This window comes from Halomonas sp. IOP_6, from assembly GCF_021151565.1.
GTDB lineage: Bacteria > Pseudomonadota > Gammaproteobacteria > Pseudomonadales > Halomonadaceae > Vreelandella > Vreelandella alkaliphila.
This window is the reverse complement of sequence record NZ_JAIRBO010000001.1, coordinates 249,121-269,973: the sequence shown is the minus strand read 5'-3', so window position 1 is coordinate 269,973 and position 20,853 is coordinate 249,121. Positions and strand designations below refer to the sequence as shown.

Sequence of the window (20,853 nt, the reverse complement as noted above, 5' to 3'; positions counted from 1 at the left end):
ACGCTTAAATGACATAAAAAATGCTTACGTTAGGACAGGTAGGTGTGGGTTATACCGACGAACCTCTTCATTTGTTGGTGTAGGCTTATTTTTCATAATTGATTAGTAGGAGGCCAGTGGTGCTGAATCCTTTTTCTATGCAAGGCAAGGTCGGGATTGTTGCTGGCCTTGCTAATCAAGACAGTATCGCTTTTGGCTGTGCCCAGGCGCTGCATCACGCCGGTGCTGAGTGCTTAGTGACCTACGCTTCTCCCAATGCCGAAAAGTTTGTCACGCCGCTGGTAGGCGATATGGGGGAGCCGGAATTAATGCTGTGTGATGTGCAACACAATGATCAGTTGGATGCGTTATTCGCTCGCGCGCGCAAGCGCTGGGGCCGGCTAGACTTTGTCGTCCACTCGATTGCCTATGCTCCCCTTGATGACTTACACGGACGAGTAGTTGACTGTTCCAAAGAGGGGTTTGCACTCGCTATGGATATCTCTTGCCACTCCTTCATTCGCATGGCCAAGCATGCCGAGCCGCTGATGAAAGAGGGCGGAAGTCTGTTCAATATGACGTACTACGGAGCGGAGAAGGTCGTTGATAACTACAACTTAATGGGCCCCGTGAAAGCCGCATTGGAGTCTGCCACGCGCTATATGGCTGCCGAACTTGGCCCTCAAGGTATCCGTGTTCATGCGGTATCGCCTGGCGCTATTCGCACACGGGCAGCATCTGGACTTAAGGCGTTTGATGAGTTGGCCTATGACGGCGAAACGCGCTCACCATTACGTCGCTTGGCCAGCGTGCAGGATGTCGGCAATGCCGTCGTTTATCTCGCCTCTGATGCTGGAGCATCACTGACGGGTTTAACCCACTACGTAGATGCAGGCCACCATATTCGCTTCTAACGTTTGGGTGATTAAGGAAGTTTCCTAGTTTAAGGAAGTGGTTTAAAGGAGTCACTCGATGTCGGCCAATGACGCTAATGATCTAATTGAAAATCGCACCTATGACGAAATAACGGTCGGTGATGAAGCCCACCTAGAAAAACGCCTGACCATGGAGGACATCAAACTGTTTGCTGTGATGTCAGGTGACATTAATCCGTCACACGTCGACAGCGACTTTGCTAAGAGCAGCCGTTTTCAGGAAGTCATTGCTCATGGCATGTGGGGCGGCGCGCTGATATCCACTGTGCTGGGAACGCAGCTGCCCGGACCGGGCACGGTCTATCTTACCCAGTCGTTGCAGTTTAAGGCACCCGTAAGGCTGGGGGATGTACTGCGGGTATCCGTGCGGGCTATCGAAAAAGACGATCAGCACCATAGGATCACCTTTGCCTGCCGTTGCGAAAATCAACGCGGTGATACGGTCATTGAAGGTGACGCTAGCGTATTGGCACCGATTAAAAAAATTCAACGGCCTCGCGCGTTGCTGCCCAAAGTGCGTTTAACCGAGCGTGGCAGGTTGCATGAGATTCTAACCGCTGCCGATCATCCAGAGCCAATGCCCACCGCAGTCGTTCATCCAGTAGATCAAAGCGCCATTTGTGGTGCGGTTGAATCTGCGGCCCAAGGTTTGATTATTCCTGTGCTGGTTGGGCCTAAAGGGAAAATACAGCTCGCCGCTGAAAAAGCCGAGGTGGATATTAGCGCGTTTGAGCTGGTAGATGTTCCCCACAGTCACGCGGCTGCTGAACAAGCGGTGGCATTAGCACGTCAGGGCCGCGTAGGCGCGTTGATGAAAGGTGCGCTGCACACCGATGAGCTTTTACGTGAAGTGCTTAAGCGCGACACAGGGTTGCGTACCGAGCGGTGCCTAAGTCATGTGATGGCCTTTGATGTGCCAACCTACCCGCGACCATTGTTAATCACGGATGCGGCGATCAATATCTATCCTAAGCTGGCTGAAAAACGCGATATTGTTCAAAACGCGATTGAGTTGGCTCACGCGTTGGGTAACGACAATCCCCGTGTGGCGATTCTATCTGCTGTTGAGACCGTCAACCCCAAAATCACTTCTACGATTGATGCGGCGGCCCTGTGTAAGATGGCTGAACGTGGCCAGATTAGCGGTGGCACCTTAGATGGGCCGCTGGCTTTCGACAATGCTGTCTCAGAAGCGGCGGCGAGAACCAAAGGCATCATTTCGCCAGTGGCAGGGCGCGCCGACATCCTACTTGCACCAGATCTTGAAGCGGCCAATATGTTGATGAAGCAACTTACTCACCTGGCAGATGCGACGGGGGCGGGCGTTGTCGTCGGCGCTAGGGTACCGATCATGCTGACAAGCCGCGCGGATGATGCATTGACGCGCATGGCATCCAGTGCATTAGCGTTACTACTAGCTGACTATCAGCGTCGGAGCCTACTAAGTAGTCCTTCAGGAGCATAATCATGCAGGAAATACTGGTGCTGAATAGTGGTTCTTCCAGCGTCAAGTTTGCTCTTTATCATATCACTGCTGAAGACGCTGCCAGTGGAACTCAGGAGGCGTTGACGCTCGCCTATAGCGGCCATTTTTCGGGCTTGGCAACGTCGCAATGTCGCGTGTCGTTAGCGCATCGCGAACCTGGGCAGCCCCCGCATCGCTATGGTTTGCAAACTCTGGAGGCGCTGGGGCTAACCCCGGCAATAAACCATGAAGAGGCCATTACAAAGTTGATGGCATGGCTTGAGCAGCGTGAGGATAAAGGTACTCTGGTTGCCATTGGGCATCGCGTTGTTCATGGCGGCCAAACCTACTATGAAGCGACTAGGTTAAGCGCTAACGACGTGATCGAGTTGGAAAAATTTTCAAGCTTAGCGCCGCTGCATCAGCCTCATGGACTTGCACCTATCAAATTACTGATGGCGCAGCTGCCAGACGTTCCACAGATCGCATGTTTCGATACCGCGTTTCATGCTCATCAGCCCTGGGTGGCTCGGCAGTTTGCTTTGCCGCGGGAATTGACTGCCAAGGGGTTGATACGTTACGGCTTCCACGGCCTTTCCTACGATTATATTCAGCGCACGCTAGCCAATGTATTACCGGATGATGCACCCCGTTCACGGGTGGTGGTGGCGCATTTGGGTAATGGTGCCAGTATGTGTGCTATCCGCGATGGCGTCAGCGTAGCCTCAAGCATGGGCTTTACTGCGCTTGATGGACTGCCTATGGGGACACGTTCTGGTGCTTTGGATCCAGGGTTGGTGCTTCACTTAATTGGTCATGAAGAAATGAGTGTTGAGGACGTGTCGACGCTTTTATACAAGCGTTCAGGACTGCTCGGTGTCTCCGGAATAAGTAGCGATATGCGCGAGTTGCTTGCAAGTGATACCCCTGAAGCCGAAGAGGCTGTTGAGCTTTACTGCTATCGCGCCGCGCGGGAAATCGCCAGCTTAGCTGGCGCTCTGGGCGGGCTTGATCAATTGGTATTCACCGCCGGTATTGGTGAGCATGCAGCACCTGTGCGTGCACGTATTGTGGCGCAGTGTGACTGGTTGGGTATGCAGCTTGATGAAACAGCCAATAAGCGCGATGCCTGTTGCATCTCTTTTCCAAGTAGCCGTGTGGGCGTTTGGGTCATTCCAACCGATGAAGAGCGAGTGATAGCCAGTGATTGCCTAGCGCTTCTCAATAGGGCGGATTAAACCGAGTTTTAATTCTGCCACCTGATAGTGCCCAGGAGATTACTTGAGCCACTGACCGTAGAGAGGGTTGAGTGTTGTCATTGTTGTGGTGATTACTACTGTCATTACCGCTACCGAGAAACCACTGATCTGATAGAATCCCCAGTTTTTGTAAGCTCACTCACTTATCTAACTGGGAATCTTAATGAACGCGGTAATTCTTGCTGTGCTAGTCATGGTGGCGCTTTCGCTTGCTCGGGTATCCGTGGTGTTTGCACTGGTTGTAGGCGCGCTGGTTGGAGGCTTGGTTGGCGGTCTTTCGTTGGATGAAACGCTCAGTGCATTCAATGATGGTGTTGGTGGAGGCGCGCAAGTAGCCCTTGCTTATGCCACGCTTGGGGCCTTTGCGGTGGCTATTTCCCGTTCAGGGCTTCCAGATATGCTGGCCAATCGCCTGATTACAATGTTGGGAAAAGAAGCGACTGCGGCACATCAGGCACGGGTAAAGATGTTTTTGCTCGTCGCAGTGCTCTTAGTGGCTATCTCATCACAAAACGCCATTCCGGTGCATATAGCGTTTATCCCGGTGCTGATTCCGCCGTTGTTAGTGGTAATGAATCGCCTCCAACTTGACCGCCGTGCGGTGGCTTGTGCACTTACCTTTGGGTTAACCGCTCCGTATATGCTGCTACCTGTTGGTTTTGGCGCGATCTTTTTGAATGATATTCTGCTGGCAAATTTAAATAGCGCTGGCGAGTCACTGGGCTTGGAAATTACCCGGGGCATGGTGCCCATGGCAATGGCTATTCCGGTAGGAGGAATGGCCATTGGCTTACTTGTAGCACTTTTTTTCAGCTACCGTGGGCAGCGTGAATATACTAATAAAGATCTAGTGGCGACTAATGCCCACCAAGGTCACTCGCCTGCAAAGCCTCATACGTTTGGGCTTGTGATGTCGGGCGTGGCTATTGTGGCTGCATTAGGTTTACAGCTTTATACCGGCTCTATGATTATTGGTGGGCTAGTGGGGATTGGTTTGCTTTCGCTGGGCGGTATTTTTAAGTGGCGTGAAGCAGACGATCTATTTACCAGTGGTATGCGCATGATGGCGTTGATCGGCTTCATCATGATTTCAGCAGCGGGCTTTGCAGAAGTAATGAAGGCGACAGGGGATATCGAGTCGCTAGTGACAGGTGCGTTTGAACTGTTTGGTGATAACCGCGGTTTAGCGGCGTTTGTTATGCTGCTGGTAGGCTTGTTTATTACCCTGGGGATTGGCTCATCGTTTTCAACCATTCCCATTATCGCAGCGATTTTTGTACCGCTGGCGGTGCAGTTCGGTTTCTCGCCAATGGCGACGGTTGTACTGGTTGGTACGGCGGCTGCACTGGGCGATGCGGGATCGCCAGCGTCTGATTCCACGCTGGGGCCAACGTCAGGTCTAAATGTTGATGGACAGCATGATCATATGTGGGACAGCGTGGTGCCTACCTTCCTGCACTACAATATACCGCTGATTGCTTTTGGGTGGTTGGCAGCGATGTCGCTTTAAGTTTTTTCACGCAAACCAACACGCAGACCAAGAAGGGCAGCCATGAGCTGCCCTTTTTTATACTAAAACCATGATTATTGCCCAGGTAGATGTGTCTCGAAAGCGCTGAGCAGGCCGCGAAGTAAGGAGAGTTCCTTGCGGCTGGGTTGGGCGCGGGAGAACAGCGCCTGCAGCTGTTCTTCAGTGCGGGCATGGGGCTGGGTAAGAAAGCCACTTTGCTGCATCAGGCGTCCAAGATGCTCCTGGAAGTGCACAAACTGCTCACGGCTGGGCGGCGTGGCTTCAAGTGGCCGTTGGTACATGAAGTGATTATCATCGCGCTTCCGCCAAGCACGGTGTACTTCATAGGCTAAAATCTGCACGGCCTGTGATAGATTTAAAATACCGTATTCAGGGTTGGCAGGTATGCTGACTTGGTGTGTGCAGCAACGTATTTCGTCGTTAGTGAGACCTGAGCGCTCACGCCCGAATACGAGTGCAACCGGCGCTTGTGCGGCGTTCTCAATCACCTGCTGCGCCATGTCATCAGGTTCATCGAAATGCGGAAGTGGCAGGCTGCGGAGCCTTGCGCTTGCACCGACCACCTGTACGCAATCACTAACCGCTTCTTCAAGGCTGCTTACACAACGGGCATTTTCAAGCACATCTGTTGCACCCGCTGCCATGCGAGTTGCTTCGTCATCTGGGAATGCGCGCGGATTAACCAGTAAGAGCTCGGATAAGCCCATGGTTTTCATCGCGCGAGCGGTAGCGCCAATGTTGCCTGGGTGGAAGGTTTGCACTAGTACGATGCGAATATTGGAGAGCACGGTAATGAAGACCTACAGCTGCCGGATAAAGGCGCTGATGGTAGCATGATTTTAACGACCGTTAGAGCTAGAGAGGGGCATTGCCAAATAAAAGAACCCCGCCATGGCGGGGTTCTTAGCGACGTTAAACGTCAGAGCGATAGGCTCAGGGTTGCATTACATCATGCCGCCCATGCCACCCATTCCGCCCATGCCACCCATGTCTGGAGCAGCGTCTTTCTCTTCAGGGTCGTCAGCGATCATGCACTCAGTGGTGATCATCAGGCCAGCGACAGAACCAGCGGACTGCAGTGCAGTACGGGTTACTTTAGCCGGGTCCAGAACACCCATTTCGAACAGGTCGCCGTACTCACCCGTTTGCGCGTTATAGCCGAAGTTGCCTTCACCATCTTTAACGCGGTTGATAACAACAGCAGCTTCTTCACCGGCGTTGGTAACAATCTGACGCAGCGGAGACTGCATAGCGCGCAGCGCCATGTTGATACCATGGTTCTGGTCTTCGTTGTCGCCAGTCAGGCCCTGTACTTTAGCCATGACGCGAACCAGTGCAGTACCGCCACCAGGTACAACGCCTTCTTCTACTGCAGCGCGGGTTGAGTGCAGCGCATCTTCAACACGAGCTTTCTTCTCTTTCATTTCTACTTCGGTAGCCGCACCGACGCGAATAACAGCAACACCGCCTGCCAGCTTGGCAACGCGCTCTTGCAGCTTCTCTTTGTCGTAATCAGAAGAGGTTTCTTCGATTTGCGCACGGATCTGGTTAACGCGTGCTTCGATGTCATTTTCGACACCAGCGCCATCGATGATGGTGGTGTTTTCTTTAGACATCGTCATGCGCTTAGCGGTACCCAGGTGATCCAGGTTCGCTTGCTCAAGCGTCAGGCCAACTTCCTCAGAAATCACGGTGCCGTTAGTCAGGATAGCGATATCCTGCAGCATCGCTTTGCGACGGTCGCCGAAGCCAGGTGCTTTAGCTGCAGCAACTTTAACGATGCCGCGCATATTGTTCACAACCAGCGTTGCTAGCGCTTCGCCTTCGATATCTTCAGCGATAATCGCGAGCGGTTTACCTTGCTTAGCAACCGCTTCCAGCACCGGCAGTAATTCGCGGATGTTGGAGATTTTCTTGTCTACGAGCAGGATGTAAGGGTCTTCCAGCTCGACAGCCATGGTGTCTTGGTTGGTAACGAAGTAGGGCGAGAGGTAGCCGCGATCAAACTGCATACCTTCAACGACTTCCAGCTCGTCTTCGAAGCCACGGCCTTCATCAACGGTGATGACGCCTTCTTTACCGACTTTTTCCATCGCTTCAGCGATGATCTCGCCAATGCGCTTGTCGCCGTTCGCAGAGATTGTGCCTACCTGAGCAATCGACTTGGTGTCGGTGCAAGGAACAGACATTGCCTGAATCTCTTTAACCGCTGCGCTAACCGCTTGGTCGATACCGCGCTTAAGATCCATCGGGTTCATGCCCGCAGTAACGCCTTTCAAGCCTTCTGCGACAATTGCTTGAGCCAGAACCGTTGCCGTAGTGGTACCGTCGCCTGCAGCGTCAGACGTTTTGGAAGCAACTTCCTTAACCATCTGCGCGCCCATGTTTTCGAACTTGTCTTTCAGTTCGATCTCTTTGGCAACCGATACACCATCTTTGGTAACGGTCGGTGCGCCGAAGGACTTGTCCAGTACCACGTTACGGCCTTTCGGACCGAGGGTAACTTTTACTGCGTTGGCCAGAACGTCAACGCCACGTGCCATGCGTTTGCGTGCATCATCGGAGAACTTAACTTGCTTAGCTGCCATGTTCGTTATTTCCTAAACATTGAAATTTAAAAGGAAAAGTAAGTAGTCGAGGCGAGATTTAGCCTTCGACGACTGCCAAGATATCGGCTTCGCTCATGATCAGAACTTCTTCGCCGTTGATTTTCTGTTTCTCAACGCCGAAACCGTCTTTGAAAATCACCGAGTCGCCAACTTTAACGTCCAACGGGCGAACGTCACCGTTGTCGAGAATGCGACCATTACCAACCGCCAGGATTTCACCGCGAGTGGGTTTTTCCTGGGCGTTGCCCGGAAGCACGATGCCGCCAGCGGTTTTCTGCTCTTCTTCCACGCGACGAACAACGACGCGATCGTGCAAAGGACGGATATTCATGCTCACGTTCTCCTGAGTATCGTCAAAGCCCATAAGGGCAGTTAGCTAAATGAGATTTTCGTGGGCCTCTTGCCCGCGAAAAGTGAAGGTAAGTCACCTTCATGTTAATGGCGAAAGCTAGTGCATCCGCCGAACTTGTGTGCTGACTCAAAAGTGGGGGCTGCTCGTAGTCTTTCAAGGGGTAAGTGATAAAAAAATGTGGTTTTTTGGCATTCTTCTTCGATGAGCCTTCAGCGCCGCCTTGCTGTTTCATCGCGGCTAATGAATTCACCTTCAATCGGCCCTTCTTGACTGCTTGAGTGTGATGTCTGGGCCTGTTCGTAGCTTGCTTGCTGCTGTTGGTCAGCAGTGCTTTTTAAGCCTAGCCAGGTGAGGGCTTTAAATATTAACTGGCGAGCGTTAGGCAGCAGGCAGGCGATACCTAGCGCGTCAGAGAGAAAGCCTGGGGCTAAAAGTAGGGCACCGCCGAAAATCAGAGCGGCCCCGGTAAACAGTTCTTGAGAGGGAATTTCGCCCACTTGCATGCGCTGTCGCGCGCGCGCCAGAGTGGAAACACCCTCTTTGCGAATTAGGTGTAGTCCAATGAAACCAGTGCCCAGTACGAGAAGCAGAGTGGTTAATAAACCAATTTGGCTACCGATCGAAAACAGTAGTACAAAATCAACTAACGTAAACAGCGATATAAAAAGAAGAATGGGCATGACAGACTCCATAACAAACGTAATTCGTCAATATGGTGGCAGAATTCACGAAAACAAGCAGCCAGCGTTCGGTTAGCTTGTTTGCGTATGTGTTCTAATGCTCGATATTTCGCTCAATAGCTTCTATGCTGCGATGCACAATGGCGCCATTTTACGAGGCGATATAGGTAGCGCTTAGCAAGCAATTTAAAGTATCGGTCTTTATAAGTATCGGCCTAAGGAGAATCAGATGAACCTGACAAATAAAGTGATCGCGATTACCGGGGGAGCTCGCGGTCTGGGCTTTGCTATGGCGGAGCGGCTAGGCAAGCAAGGTGCTCGGTTGGCGCTTTTGGATATGAGTGCAGCAGCATTGGATGAGGCGGTATCAGCGTTAGCGTCTCAAGATATTCAAGCACACGCATTTGTGACCAATGTGGCTGATGAGCAGTCAGTGCAGCAGGCATTTGCTGACATTGCGGCCCGCATGGGACCGGTAGGCGGTTGTATTAATAATGCAGGGATCACTGACGATGGCTTGCTGATCAAAGCAAAAGAAGGGGTGGTTGAAAAACGTATGTCGCTATCTGCTTGGCAGAAAGTGCTTGATGTCAATTTAACCGGCGTTTTTCTGTGCGGCCGGGAAGCGGCAACGCAGATGGTAGAAGCTGGGCACCAGGGCGTTATTGTCAATATTTCAAGTATTTCCCGAGCCGGAAATATGGGGCAAAGTAACTATGCTGCTGCTAAAGCTGGTGTCCATGCGTTGACAGTTACCTGGGGCAAAGAGCTTGCCCGTTACGGTATTCGCACTGGGACCGTAGCGCCAGGGTTTGTTGAAACCGACATGACAGCTTCCATGCGCCCCGATATGTTGGAAAGAATCTCTTCCAGTGTGCCTCTTAAGCGGTTGGGTAATCCGGATGACATCGCGAAAAGCGTTGCCTTCATTTTTGAAAATGATTACTTCACGGCGCGAATTATCGAGTGCGACGGTGGTTTGCGGCTTTAAATAACGGTAGCAACCAGCTAATAGCCCATTGGCTGAACTGCCAGTGGCCTATCGCGTGTTCGCGGTGGGCCACTAATTGCTAGAAGTGGAAGTAATCGCGCTGGAGTTCGCGCTGGAAATACATTTCTACCCGTAATGTCATCGCCCAGCGCGGGTCGTAGCTAACCTCTCTCTGAAAATGCAGTTCTGGAATGACATCTGCAAACAGTATTCCTTTATGAATATCTCTGCGGTAGCGAGTTTGCAGGTAGTAGTTTGTCATTCGTGGGTTAGACAGGCTTTCGCCAATAGCGATAGCTGAATAGCGAAGTGCACTACGGCGGTTCAAACGCTGGTTTAGCTGCACTACCTCACTGTATTCAAGCGTGTCTTCCTCTTCACGCCATTGCACATTGGTGATAAATCGCAGGTGGCGATTGGTGGAAAGCGGGCGGCCAAAATCCCACTCGGTGCGTGCTGAATAACCTGAGTTGTTAAACCAGGATAGTCGATTGAATGATTCTAGCTGCCAGGGGCTATCCTTAAAGTCCCACAGGCGTTCGCTGGTAAAGCGGACATAGGGGTCAAGAGGCAGACGAAGGCGTACGCCAGCGCCAAAGCGGTTGCTCCAGTTCTCACGTTTGTCTCTACTTTCTAACCAATCAAGGCCGAATGTCGATGTTCTACGATCGCGCTGATCGTTATAGAGCCGCCCAGAGCCTTGATCAGCCAACGTGCCTTGTGATTCTTCTGGATCACTTTCGATGATTAAGCGAAGGCGGTCTTCTGTCGTGGGAAGATCGATGCGATAACGCACGCTAATGTCTCCGCTAGTGCCTTCGCCTTCCATCCAGTCAATTTCCTGGCCAAGGCGGAGGTAAGATCTGTTATCGACAGAAGCTGATTGATCACCACCAAAAAAAGAGTCAATGTTTCTTGATGTGTTGTCTACCCAGTTGCCAATGCTTGCTCGAAATGGCTCAACGCGCGCTTCAGCCCACTCCGGTAAGTCGCTATCTTCCTCCTCAATAGCATAGGTCTCTGCAGTGGTAGCTCCAGCAATAGAGGTTTCAGTAGAATAAGAGAGTGGCGACAGTGCACAAAATACGCCAAGGCAAACGACAGCGAGCACTGATTTCATCGAAGGGTCCCTAGAAGAATGTTGTCCGAATGCGATTTGTTATTTTGCTTTGTACATTTCAATATCTTTAGCCCATTGCAGTACGCGTTGTCTTTCCCGGCGGCTGGTCATACGTTTCGTATCGACCTGCAGCGGGGTTAGTTGTTGAAGCGGGTCGGCTGACAAGTTTAATTCAAAGTGGCGTGTTGCGCCGACAGGCATATCTTCAGAGCTATAAATAGCGATGACGCGTATTTCGAGTTGAGGCGTATGCTGTCTTAAAGAGTGCTTATCAATACCATAGTGGCGGATAAGTTGCTGCAAGATAGCGCCAAAGGATTGTATGTGAAGATAGTCGCCCGACGCTAGGGGGCCTTGGTGTGTCCGATAACCTGCTTTTTCATCATCGCCGCTTTGCTGCTGATATTCCACAACATCAAGCTCATAGCTGTGCTCATTCGTGTGTAATACAGCAACTAAATGCTGAATATAAATGGCTTCACTGCTCATGTTGCTTATCAAGCAGAGCGCGTCTTTGCCAACACCCTTGCCTCTGTTAACGATAATCCTAGGGCGTCGCTGGCGGACATAGCCGTTGTAAAGCAGTTGGGCATAAAATACCCAGACAAGAAGGGTGCAGATGCTGGCAATCGCAGAGATTGCTTGGGCGTTATCTTTAAGCCATTCCATGGGTTGAGATCCTTCTCAAATCAAAGTGGCATTGATAACTGCTAACGTAGCTCAAAAAGAGGTTGGGGTCAGCTAGTTGAGTAATGCTGGGGTCGTAAAACAAAAAAATTCGGTTAGCATGAAGCTACCGAATTTTTCGAAGGTAAAGACCTTTAAATTGGTGCGGATGGGGAGACTCGAACTCCCACACCTTACGGCACTAGAACCTAAATCTAGCGTGTCTACCAATTCCACCACATCCGCTGAAGACGAGGCGTATATTAACAGCATTCGTATTAATGTCAACGGTGTATCATTAAAATTGTTAATTAAACCAGTCTGGGAAAAGTATGTTTCTGACGCGGTTGGTACATGGTGCAAACACTTGGGCCAAAAAGGGGCTGCCAGGCTACTGCGCGTTTTGCCTTTCTCCTGGGCAAACCAGTGGTGGTTGGTGCCAGGAGTGTTTTGAACAGTTGCCATGGAATGCCAATAGCTGCTGGCAGTGTAAAGAGCCTTGGGGTGTTGGGGGCGTAGCATCCGTTCAATCTGTTTGTGGTCACTGCAGAGAGAACCCTCCAGCGTTTACCGTCGCGACGGTGGAGCTTTTATTTGAAGAGCCTATAAGAGAGTTAGTTCATGACTTTAAATTTAATGCGTCGCCCCGTGCGGGAATGTTGCTGGTAGAGCTGATGATGAGTAAAGCTCCCAGCTATTTGGGAGGAGGTCTCTTGCCTGTACCGATGCATACCACTCGAGCGCGGCAGCGTGGTTTTAATCAGTCTCGCTGGTTGGCTGATCAACTAGGCAAGCGGGCAAATTGCCCGTGTTAACGGCTGAATGTCGTCAACAGCTGCCTTCTCAACGGACGTTAAACAGAAATGAGCGAGCAAAAAATTTAGTAGGTGCCTTTCATATTAATGGTCCACTCCAATCACATCTCACGATTATTGACGACGTTGTTACTACTGGCGCGACCTGCCAAGCACTTGCTGAAGCAGCGCTTCGTGCGGGGGCTAAACGTGTCGATGTTTGGGCAGTTGCTCGAACACCTCTGGTGCATAATTGATAGAATGCAGGCTTAATTTGCACAGGAGCGGTATATGCCACACCCGTTTAGTACGCTTTCTCCGGACACAGTGATGTCTGCTGCGGAGTCTGTTGGGATTTGGCCAGCTGGCGAACCGTTTGCACTTAATAGCTATGAAAATCGAGTGCTGATGTTTCGTGACGATGACGGTAAGCGCTGGGTTGTGAAGTTCTATCGTCCTGATCGTTGGGCAGATGAGGTCATTCAGGAAGAGCATGATTTTCTTCAAGAGTTGGCTGCTGCTAATGTGCCCGTTGTTGCGCCCTGGCGGGATCAGCATGGCAAATCACTCCATACTTACCAGCAATTTCGCTTCACGCTTTACCCTCAATGCAGTGGTCAAGCGCCTGAGTTAGACAATCCTTCGCATCTTTTTGCATTGGGTAATGCGTTAGGGCGGTTACATGCAGTGTCATCACGAAAGGCGTTTGTGTACCGTCCAACATTAGAGTGGCAGGGCGATATTCATGATGCTGAGGCCCGTGTTATCGAGAGTAAAAGGCTAAGCAAGCATCAGCAGCGCGCTTATCACAACGTTGTACAGAAAATTCTTCGTCATCTTGAAAAGCACCCCATCGCCAGCAATCAAATGATTCGAACGCATGGTGATTGTCATCTGGGCAATGTTTTAGGAAGAGATGAATCATTTACCTTGGTGGATTTTGACGATTGCCTTATGGCGCCCGCTATCCAAGATATATGGATGCTGTTACCCGTTGATGATCCATCTGGCTGGCGAGCACAGCTAAGTGAAATTGTTGAAGGCTATGAAGAGGAGCAGACATTTCCGCAACAACAGCTGTCGCTAATCGAGCCGTTGCGGGCTTATCGTCTTATCCGATACACCGCGTGGCTTGTTTCTCGCTGGGATGATCCAGCGTTTCCTCGTGCGTTTCCATGGCTGGCGGAGAGCGGTTATTGGGATCAGCACATCCGCCAGCTTGAGCAGCAGTTGTTACAGCTTGAAAAGCCTATTTGGCTAGCATAACAATTGCAACGGTAGTTAATTAAGCATCGGCCCCATTGATGATGAGTGACGTGGTTTTATTCAGGTTGATTGACGGAGCGTGGGTTTTCAGCGCTTGCATCCGGGTCAGGCCGATCTGATGGGATGGGGTTGGCTACGCCTTCTCCATCAGCCTCTCGTCGAGCAGCATTAATCTCCGCTGAAGGGTTATCTTGAGCGTTGATATCGATATTTTCATCCAGTGTTACCACGAATGCTTGGCCTGGCGATAAGGTGCAAGGCGACTCATCACAGGCAAGACCATACTGACCGTCTTCTGCATACGCACCGGCACTAAATGAACCGGTGAAAATAGCGCTTTCAGCATCGTGTGTTTCAATGCAGGTTGCGTCTTGAGTTGTAATGCGAATGCGTCCATTAGTGTACTGTGCATTGGCGACTAAAACGCAGTATTCGGGCAACTGATGCGAGGCACTGCCAGCTTGAGTGGGATGAAGTAAGATATCTTCATAACGCGATTGGCTGTCGGTAAAAGCAAACTCTTCGATGACCTCGACACCGACACTGGCACCTTTAGGTAGTGTTAATGTCTGTTCGGCGGCTAACAAGGGTGTTGCCAATGCAGTTCCCAATAGGGCAGTTAAGAAAAACGGTGCAGGTTTGAATGACATAAGGAACTCTCAGATGAGCGCTACGAATTAAGCTGACTAGTTCGATCCATGATAGCACAGCTTAAATAGTCTCAAAGGGGGGTGCGCGGCACTCTGCCACAGCAGGGTTAGGTGCGTTAAAATAACGGGATGTGGTGTTTGTTATTGTGCAAAAGTTGTTTAGCGTATATTTTTTGTACATGATTGGCGCACAGCTCTCAGCTATTGATAGATAGCAATATTTCGCTGTTGATTAAACGCTTTAGTAGTCCAGACGTTTTTCAGTGGCTAGCACGTACAGTTTTGATGAGGCTTCAAATGACCGACGACATTGCTCAACACTATCGCCACATTATCGCCGCAATCGGTGAAAATCCTGACCGTGAAGGACTGCGTGATACGCCCAAAAGAGCCGCAAAAGCAATGCAGTTCTTGAATGCTGGCTACCAGCAATCACTTGAGGAGATTGTTAATGGCGCAGTATTTGAGTCACAAACAGATGAAATGGTTCTTGTAAAAGACATTGAACTGTACTCCATGTGCGAGCACCACTTGCTACCCTTTATTGGCAAATGCCATATCGCCTATCTGCCTAGCGGAAAAGTACTAGGACTTTCGAAGTTTGCCCGTATTGTTGATATGTATGCTAGGCGTATGCAAATTCAAGAGAACTTGACGCGTGAAATTGCTGAGGCAGTGCAGCAAGTTACCCAATCAAGAGGTGTCGCTGTGGTGATTGAGGCTCGCCATCTTTGTATGATGATGCGCGGTGTGGAAAAGCAAAATTCAAGCATGACATCTTCTGTGATGCTGGGGAGTTTTCGCAGCAACCAAGCAACGCGGCAGGAGTTCTTAACGTTAATCAGTTGAAATATTGGCTAAGAATCTTTGGCAGATTTCATTGCAAAGATTTGGTTAAACACGCGGTTTCGTCTTAGCATGAACAGGTCAATGAGCCCGTGAGGCCAATATTTGGTCAGGAGTCTGTCATGGAAGCGCTGAAAGAAACACAGCTGTATTGCCCGTTTGCCTATATCGATGGTAGCTGGGTAGCCGCCGACAGCGGTGAGCAAATTAATGTCTTAAACCCTGCGACGGGCGAGCCCGTTGGTGATATGCCACGACTGGGCAAAGTTGAGACTGAGCGCGCTATCGATGCGGCGGATGCTGCCTTACCCGCCTGGCGTGCGTTGACAGCTCAAGAACGAGCTGATCTGCTGCTGAAGTGGCATGATCTCATGCTGGAGCATAAACATGATCTCGCTTTGCTCATGACCTACGAGCAAGGCAAGCCAGTAAAAGAGGCAGAGGGCGAGATTGTCTATGCCGCTAGTTTTTTACGTTGGTTTGCAGAAGAAGCGCGCCGTGTTTATGGCGAGACTATTCCCGCCGCTAAATCGAACCAGCGTATTGTGGTGACAAAACAGCCTGTCGGTGTTGTGGGGGCTATTACCCCCTGGAATTTTCCGGCTGCTATGATCACGCGTAAAGCAGGCGCCGCGTTAGCAGCGGGCTGTACGATTGTCGTTAAGCCTGCAAGCCAAACGCCATTTTCTGCAACGGCTCTCGCCATGTTGGCAGAAAGAGCAGGCATTCCCCGTGGCGTGTTTAATGTAGTGCCTGGCAGTGCTGCAGATATCGCCAGTGCACTTACTCAATCACCCAAAGTGCGCAAAATTACCTTTACGGGCTCTACGGAAGTTGGTCGCAAGCTTATGGCTCAGGCGGCTGAGCACGTGCAGAAAATATCCCTTGAGCTGGGTGGCAACGCGCCCTTTATCGTTTTTGAAGATGCAGACCTTGATGCCGCTGTAGAAGGTGCCATGGCTGCGAAGTTTCGTAATGCTGGCCAAACATGCGTATGCACTAACCGGTTTTTGGTGCAGTCCAGCGTTATTAACGCCTTCTGTGAGAAGTTGGCGGTTGCTATGAATAGTGAGCTTTACGTAGGTAATGGCACCGAGCCCAATATTAATATTGGTCCTTTGATCGATGGTGAGGCGGTCAAAAAGGTCAGTGAGCATGTGCAAGATGCGGTCGACAATGGGGCTGAGCTGCTGCTAGGTGGCCATCCGCATCCACTCGGTGGAAACTTCTTTACTCCGACGCTGATTAGCTTTGCAACAGATAAGATGAAGGTGGCCCACGAAGAAACCTTTGGCCCTCTGGCGGCAGTTTTTCCCTTCGATGAAGAGGAAACTGCTATCGAGATGGCTAACGACACTGAGTATGGTTTAGCCTCCTATTTCTACTCACAAGATCTGGGTCGCGTTTGGCGCGTCGCCGATGCACTTGAGTATGGCATGGTGGGAATTAACACCGGCCTCATTTCTAATGCAGCCGCTCCTTTTGGTGGCGTAAAAGCGTCCGGTCTTGGGCGTGAAGGTGGGCATCAAGGTTTGGAAGAGTACCTTGAGACAAAATATCTGTGTATTGATCTAGGTTAAGCGCAGGCGCAAGTGCTACAAATAAATAGTGCTATAAATAAACAGCACTATCAGCAAGCAGGCCCCCATCGGAAAAATCCGCTGGGGGCCTGTTTTTATGGCAAGACGAGGCGATTAATGACGGAAGTGGCGCATGCCAGTAAATACCATGGCAATACCTGCTTCGTTAGCGGCATCAATGACTTCCTGGTCACGCATGGAACCGCCGGGCTGAATAACGGCGGTAATGCCTGCGGCTGCGGCGGCATCAATACCATCGCGGAAGGGGAAGAATGCATCTGACGCCATTACCGAGCCTGGTACTGAAAGACCTTCATCTGCCGCTTTAATGCCCGCAATTTTCGCTGAGTAAACGCGGCTCATTTGGCCTGCGCCAACACCCACTGTTTGACCCTCTTTGGCGTATACAATCGCATTCGATTTAACGAATTTAGCGACTCGCCAAGCAAAACCCAGGTCGCGAAGTTCTTGTTCTGTTGGAACACGTTCACTAACCACGGTCAGCTCTTCGCGGGTTACCATGCCCTGGTCGCGCTCTTGTACCAACAGTCCGCCGTTAACACGTTTAAAGTCAAACGCAGGCTGTGTTTCGCCAGGCCAGTGGGCACTAACATCAAGCAGGCGTACATTCTGCTTCTCTGCCACGATAGCAACTGCCTCATCACTCACGCCGGGTGCGATAATAACTTCAACAAACTGGCGATCAATAATTGCCCGAGCGGTTTCGGCATCTAGCGCCACGTTAAACGCAATAATGCCACCAAAAGCGCTGGTCGGATCGGTAGCGAAGGCTTTGTCATATGCTTCAAGTGCAGTAGCGCCAATAGCTACACCGCAAGGGTTGGCATGTTTGACGATGACACAAGCAGTTTCATCAAACGCTTTAACGCATTCAAATGCTGCATCTGTGTCGGCCACGTTATTGAAGGAGAGTGGCTTACCTTGCAGAGTTTTTGCAGTGGCGACGCTCGGTTCGCTTGCTTGGGGATCCACGTAAAAAGCAGCTTGCTGATGCGGGTTTTCGCCGTATCGCATGTCCTGCTTTTTGTCCAATTGCAGGTTGAAAGTGCGAGCAAACGTTGCGTTTTCGCTAGTCACTTTACGGCCAAGGTAATTGGCAATGGCGCCATCATAACCGGCGGTGTGTTCAAATGCTTTCACGGCTAGATCAAAGCGGGTAGCGGCGCTCACTTGGCCGTCTTGCGCAGCCAGCTCTCCCAATACCCGAGCATAGTCATCGGCCTTTACCACGATGGTGGTAAAGGCGTGATTTTTTGCGCAAGCGCGCACCATGGTCGGCCCGCCGATATCGATATTTTCGATGGCGTCTTCCAGTGTGCAGTCTGGGTTGGCGACAGTGGCAGCAAATGGATAAAGATTAACGACCACCATGTCGATGGGGGTGATGTCGTTCTCTGCCATCACCGCATCATCCTGACCGCGGCGCGCCAGAATTCCACCATGGATTTTGGGGTGCAGTGTTTTTACACGGCCATCCATGATTTCAGGAAAACCAGTGTGCTCAGAGACTTCTTTAACAGGAACAGAATTTTCCTGAAGCAGTCGGAAGGTTCCGCCAGTTGAAAGAAGTTCTACGCCGTGTTGGCTTAAACCGCGGGCGAATTCAACAATGCCGGTTTTATCGGATACGCTCAAAAGGGCGCGACGGACGGGGGTAGCAGTACTATCAGCCATTAGAGTGCTCGTGTGCAGAGTCAAGGAGTTAACATCGAAAATTACAAACGACAACGCCCCTTATGGGGCGTCACCTTCAATCAATCCATAGAGCTTAAGTTTTTTGCGCAATGTGCCACGGTTTAAACCCAATACATCCGCGGCTCGGGTTTGGTTGCCTTCAGTATGTTCCATTACGCAGCTAAGTAGCGGCGCTTCTACTTCGGCCATCACCATCGCGTAGAGATCAGTTGCCTGGCTGCCATCGAGATGCTCGAAGTAACGGCGTATCGCTGTCTCAACCGCTTCTCTAAGTGGTTGGGGCGGTGCGCTCGCGGCGGGGTCCGCCAGAGTGCCTGAGAGACGGTGAGAGAGCTCGTTCGAAAGCAGGTCGCGTTCAGTCATGCAGCATGGCTTCCTTTAGCTAGCAGACGCTCTGCAGCGTCTTGCGTCATGGCATCATTAATCCAATTAAATTGCGATGCTGGGGTGGCAAGCGCATTAAATTGCTGCTTCAGCAGATAATACTGTTTGTCGTTGAAGCGAGGGTCTTCGTTCAAGTACCAACCTAGGTGTTTTCGCGCTATGCGAACACCCATTGTATCGCCATAAAACGTGTGCAGAGCTTGTAAGTGCTCATTGAGAACGTTGCGGCGCTCATCAAGAGTTGGGGGTGTTAGCAGTTCTCCATGGGCAAGATAATGGGTAATCTGCTCGAATATCCATGGGTTGCCTTGCGCCCCGCGGCCAATCATTACTGCATCGGCACCTGTATATGACAAGACCTCTTTGGCCTTTTGAGGGCTGGTAATATCCCCATTGGCGATAACCGGTATCGTCAGGTGCGATTTTATGTCAGCGATAGTGTCGTACTCAGCCCATCCAGTATAGCGCTGCTCTCGATGACGTCCATGTACTGCTAAGGCTTGGATGCCTGCAGATTCCGCGAGTTTAGCAATGCGTAGGCCATTGTTAGCTTCAGCAGACCAGCCTGTGCGAATTTTTAAGGTAACTGGAATATCAACGGCTTTTACAACGGCGTCCAGAATTTCGGCTATTAGGGCTTCATCACGCATTAGGGCCGAACCAGCAGCCTTATTGCAGACCTTTTTAGCCGGGCATCCCATGTTGATATCAATCACCTGGGCGCCTAGTTCGGCGTTAAGGCGCGCAGCATTGGCAAGCATTTCAGCGTCACCCCCGGCAATTTGTACAACCCGTGGGTCGGGCTCGCCTTGGTGATCCATGCGTAGCTTGGACTTTCGGGTATGCCAAAGAGAGGGGTCGGCTGTCACCATTTCGCCGACCACCCATCCAGCACCTAAACGCCTACAAAGTTGGCGAAATGGGCGATCGGTAACGCCAGCCATCGGTGCCAAGATGACTTGGTTGGGTAGCTGGTGAGGCCCTATCATTGGTGGCTGAAAGTTTTGTGTGGTCATTGTGCTGCGCTGTAGATACAGATAAAAATCGCCGAGTAGGCGTTTCAAGGGGGCGTATGATACGCCTACTCGGCGATGGGGTGAAGGCCGTTGGCTAGATTAAACGGCGCGGTAGCCTGATAGACGAACCCACCCTTCGCGAATTGTGGGCTCTTCCATTATCAAGCCCTGGGCTTCGTAGGCTTGCAAGACCTCATTCGCTTGGTTCGCTAAAATGCCAGACAATGCTATTTGTCCGCCGGGTGCGACATGGCCTGCAATCATTGGGGCTAATTCAACTAATGGCCCAGCTAAAATATTGGCGGTGACAACTGGGTAGTGGCCGTCGATCAGCTGTTCAGGATAGTAAAGGGACAATTGTGCGTCGCTAATCTGATTGCGCGCTGCGTTGTCACGGCTTGCCTGAAGTGCCTGTGGATCTATATCAGTAGCATCGGCGTGGGTTGCCCCTAACTTTAGCGCGGCAATGGCAAGAATGCCTGAGCCGCAGCCCACATCTAGGACGGTTTTATCTTCCAGTCCGCCGCTAACCGCAAGGCTATCCAGCCACTCCAGGCAAAGCGCTGTCGTGGGATGGGTGCCAGTGCCAAAGGCAAGGCCTGGGTCAAGAATGAGATTGACGGCATTGGCTTCTGGGGGCTCATGCCAGCTTGGCACAATCCATAGCCGTTGGCCCATTCGCAACGGCGTAAAGTCATCCATCCACTCTCTTTCCCAGTCTCTATCGGCTAATAGTTCATACGCAATGTCTGGACAGGGTTCGCCGGGGACTTGCTCAGACCAAGCGGCTTGAATGCGCTCAAGCATGGCTTCAATGCCGTCTAAGTCGTCATATAGGCCAGTGAGAATTGTATCTTGCCAAAGCGGGGTAGTACCTCGCTCTGGTTCGAAAACAGGATCATCGTGGGCATCTTGAAGGCCAATGGCCGTCGCGCCTTCCTCTAACAGTAGATCTTCTAGTAGTTCGGCTTGTTCTGGAGCAACGTGGGCTTTGAGTTGGAGCCAGGGCATCAG

20 protein-coding genes and 1 tRNA gene are annotated in these 20,853 nt (G+C 51.1%); 9 read left to right on the top strand and 12 right to left on the bottom strand.

Going from position 1 to position 20,853, the window contains the following annotated elements; genetic code table 11:
• The first annotated feature begins 119 nt into the window (after nucleotides 1–119).
• From fabI to K7H08_RS01305, 4 genes are all read left to right on the top strand, one after another.
• Nucleotides 120–893 carry an enoyl-ACP reductase FabI gene (gene fabI, locus K7H08_RS01320; RefSeq protein WP_038484812.1) on the top strand — a complete coding sequence of 258 codons (774 nt, stop codon included), beginning with the start codon at nucleotides 120–122 and terminating at the stop codon, nucleotides 891–893.
• 58 nt (nucleotides 894–951) lie between these two features.
• Nucleotides 952–2,379, top strand: coding sequence for a bifunctional enoyl-CoA hydratase/phosphate acetyltransferase (locus K7H08_RS01315; protein ID WP_231656996.1), 1,428 nt, complete (start codon nucleotides 952–954; stop codon nucleotides 2,377–2,379).
• Between the two features lie 2 nt (nucleotides 2,380–2,381).
• Entirely contained in the window at nucleotides 2,382–3,617 is a 1,236-nt protein-coding gene (locus tag K7H08_RS01310) for an acetate/propionate family kinase (protein WP_231656995.1), read from the top strand.
• A 184-nt stretch (nucleotides 3,618–3,801) separates the two neighbouring features.
• A complete protein-coding gene (locus K7H08_RS01305) occupies nucleotides 3,802–5,148 on the top strand; it encodes a Na+/H+ antiporter family protein (RefSeq protein ID WP_038484802.1) in 1,347 nt (448 codons plus the stop codon).
• 74 nt (nucleotides 5,149–5,222) lie between these two features.
• Here the strand turns inward: K7H08_RS01305 and K7H08_RS01300 are convergent, their stop codons facing one another.
• The 4 genes from K7H08_RS01300 to K7H08_RS01285 all read right to left on the bottom strand — a co-directional run bounded on the left by K7H08_RS01300 (nucleotide 5,223) and on the right by K7H08_RS01285 (nucleotide 8,810).
• Nucleotides 5,223–5,957 (bottom strand): RNA methyltransferase, encoded by a 735-nt coding sequence (locus K7H08_RS01300; RefSeq protein WP_120386887.1) that lies wholly within the window; start codon nucleotides 5,955–5,957, stop codon nucleotides 5,223–5,225.
• A gap of 156 nt (nucleotides 5,958–6,113) precedes the next feature.
• The gene (gene groL / locus K7H08_RS01295) at nucleotides 6,114–7,757 is read right to left on the bottom strand and encodes a chaperonin GroEL (protein ID WP_030072731.1); all 1,644 of its coding nucleotides are present in this window, start codon (nucleotides 7,755–7,757) and stop codon (nucleotides 6,114–6,116) included.
• A gap of 58 nt (nucleotides 7,758–7,815) precedes the next feature.
• Nucleotides 7,816–8,109: a co-chaperone GroES gene (locus K7H08_RS01290; protein ID WP_038484796.1), complete on the bottom strand. Its 294-nt coding sequence runs from the start codon at nucleotides 8,107–8,109 to the stop codon at nucleotides 7,816–7,818.
• 230 nt (nucleotides 8,110–8,339) lie between these two features.
• Nucleotides 8,340–8,810 (bottom strand): FxsA family protein, encoded by a 471-nt coding sequence (locus K7H08_RS01285; RefSeq protein WP_231656994.1) that lies wholly within the window; start codon nucleotides 8,808–8,810, stop codon nucleotides 8,340–8,342.
• Nucleotides 8,811–9,039: 229 nt separating this feature from the next.
• Here K7H08_RS01285 and K7H08_RS01280 point away from each other — a divergent pair, with 229 nt between their 5' ends.
• On the top strand, nucleotides 9,040–9,801 hold the full coding sequence (locus tag K7H08_RS01280; protein ID WP_038484790.1) for an SDR family oxidoreductase: 762 nt from the start codon (nucleotides 9,040–9,042) through the stop codon (nucleotides 9,799–9,801).
• 79 nt (nucleotides 9,802–9,880) lie between these two features.
• Here K7H08_RS01280 and K7H08_RS01275 read toward each other — a convergent pair whose 3' ends face one another.
• The 3 genes from K7H08_RS01275 to K7H08_RS01265 all read right to left on the bottom strand — a co-directional run bounded on the left by K7H08_RS01275 (nucleotide 9,881) and on the right by K7H08_RS01265 (nucleotide 11,833).
• Entirely contained in the window at nucleotides 9,881–10,921 is a 1,041-nt protein-coding gene (locus tag K7H08_RS01275; protein WP_231656993.1) for a hypothetical protein, read from the bottom strand.
• A 39-nt stretch (nucleotides 10,922–10,960) separates the two neighbouring features.
• A complete protein-coding gene (locus K7H08_RS01270; RefSeq protein ID WP_231656992.1) occupies nucleotides 10,961–11,590 on the bottom strand; it encodes a hypothetical protein in 630 nt (209 codons plus the stop codon).
• A gap of 158 nt (nucleotides 11,591–11,748) precedes the next feature.
• A tRNA-Leu gene (locus tag K7H08_RS01265) sits at nucleotides 11,749–11,833 on the bottom strand.
• Between the two features lie 86 nt (nucleotides 11,834–11,919).
• On the opposite strand from K7H08_RS01265, the gene K7H08_RS01260 reads away from it, so the two are divergent.
• Nucleotides 11,920–12,402 (top strand): ComF family protein, encoded by a 483-nt coding sequence (locus K7H08_RS01260; RefSeq protein ID WP_231656991.1) that lies wholly within the window; start codon nucleotides 11,920–11,922, stop codon nucleotides 12,400–12,402.
• Nucleotides 12,403–12,672: 270 nt separating this feature from the next.
• A complete protein-coding gene (locus K7H08_RS01255; protein WP_038484778.1) occupies nucleotides 12,673–13,647 on the top strand; it encodes a serine/threonine protein kinase in 975 nt (324 codons plus the stop codon).
• 56 nt (nucleotides 13,648–13,703) lie between these two features.
• On the opposite strand, the gene K7H08_RS01250 is transcribed toward K7H08_RS01255, so the two are convergent.
• Nucleotides 13,704–14,297, bottom strand: coding sequence for a hypothetical protein (locus K7H08_RS01250; RefSeq protein WP_120386890.1), 594 nt, complete (start codon nucleotides 14,295–14,297; stop codon nucleotides 13,704–13,706).
• A 297-nt stretch (nucleotides 14,298–14,594) separates the two neighbouring features.
• Here K7H08_RS01250 and folE point away from each other — a divergent pair, with 297 nt between their 5' ends.
• Together folE and K7H08_RS01240 are read left to right on the top strand one after the other, a co-directional pair.
• Nucleotides 14,595–15,146, top strand: a complete 552-nt coding sequence (gene folE, locus K7H08_RS01245; RefSeq protein ID WP_038484772.1) for a GTP cyclohydrolase I FolE — start codon at nucleotides 14,595–14,597, stop codon at nucleotides 15,144–15,146.
• Between the two features lie 119 nt (nucleotides 15,147–15,265).
• The gene (locus K7H08_RS01240) at nucleotides 15,266–16,723 is read left to right on the top strand and encodes an NAD-dependent succinate-semialdehyde dehydrogenase (protein WP_038484769.1); all 1,458 of its coding nucleotides are present in this window, start codon (nucleotides 15,266–15,268) and stop codon (nucleotides 16,721–16,723) included.
• A 114-nt stretch (nucleotides 16,724–16,837) separates the two neighbouring features.
• Here the strand turns inward: K7H08_RS01240 and purH are convergent, their stop codons facing one another.
• From purH to prmA, 4 genes are all read right to left on the bottom strand, one after another.
• The gene (purH, locus tag K7H08_RS01235) at nucleotides 16,838–18,418 is read right to left on the bottom strand and encodes a bifunctional phosphoribosylaminoimidazolecarboxamide formyltransferase/IMP cyclohydrolase (protein ID WP_231656990.1); all 1,581 of its coding nucleotides are present in this window, start codon (nucleotides 18,416–18,418) and stop codon (nucleotides 16,838–16,840) included.
• Nucleotides 18,419–18,478: 60 nt separating this feature from the next.
• The gene (gene fis / locus K7H08_RS01230) at nucleotides 18,479–18,802 is read right to left on the bottom strand and encodes a DNA-binding transcriptional regulator Fis (RefSeq protein WP_231656989.1); all 324 of its coding nucleotides are present in this window, start codon (nucleotides 18,800–18,802) and stop codon (nucleotides 18,479–18,481) included.
• The gene (gene dusB / locus K7H08_RS01225) at nucleotides 18,799–19,839 is read right to left on the bottom strand and encodes a tRNA dihydrouridine synthase DusB (protein WP_231656988.1); all 1,041 of its coding nucleotides are present in this window, start codon (nucleotides 19,837–19,839) and stop codon (nucleotides 18,799–18,801) included. Before dusB ends, fis begins: the two co-directional genes overlap by 4 nt.
• Nucleotides 19,840–19,938: 99 nt before the next feature.
• Nucleotides 19,939–20,850, bottom strand: a complete 912-nt coding sequence (gene prmA, locus K7H08_RS01220; RefSeq protein ID WP_231656987.1) for a 50S ribosomal protein L11 methyltransferase — start codon at nucleotides 20,848–20,850, stop codon at nucleotides 19,939–19,941.
• Nucleotides 20,851–20,853: the final 3 nt, after the last annotated feature.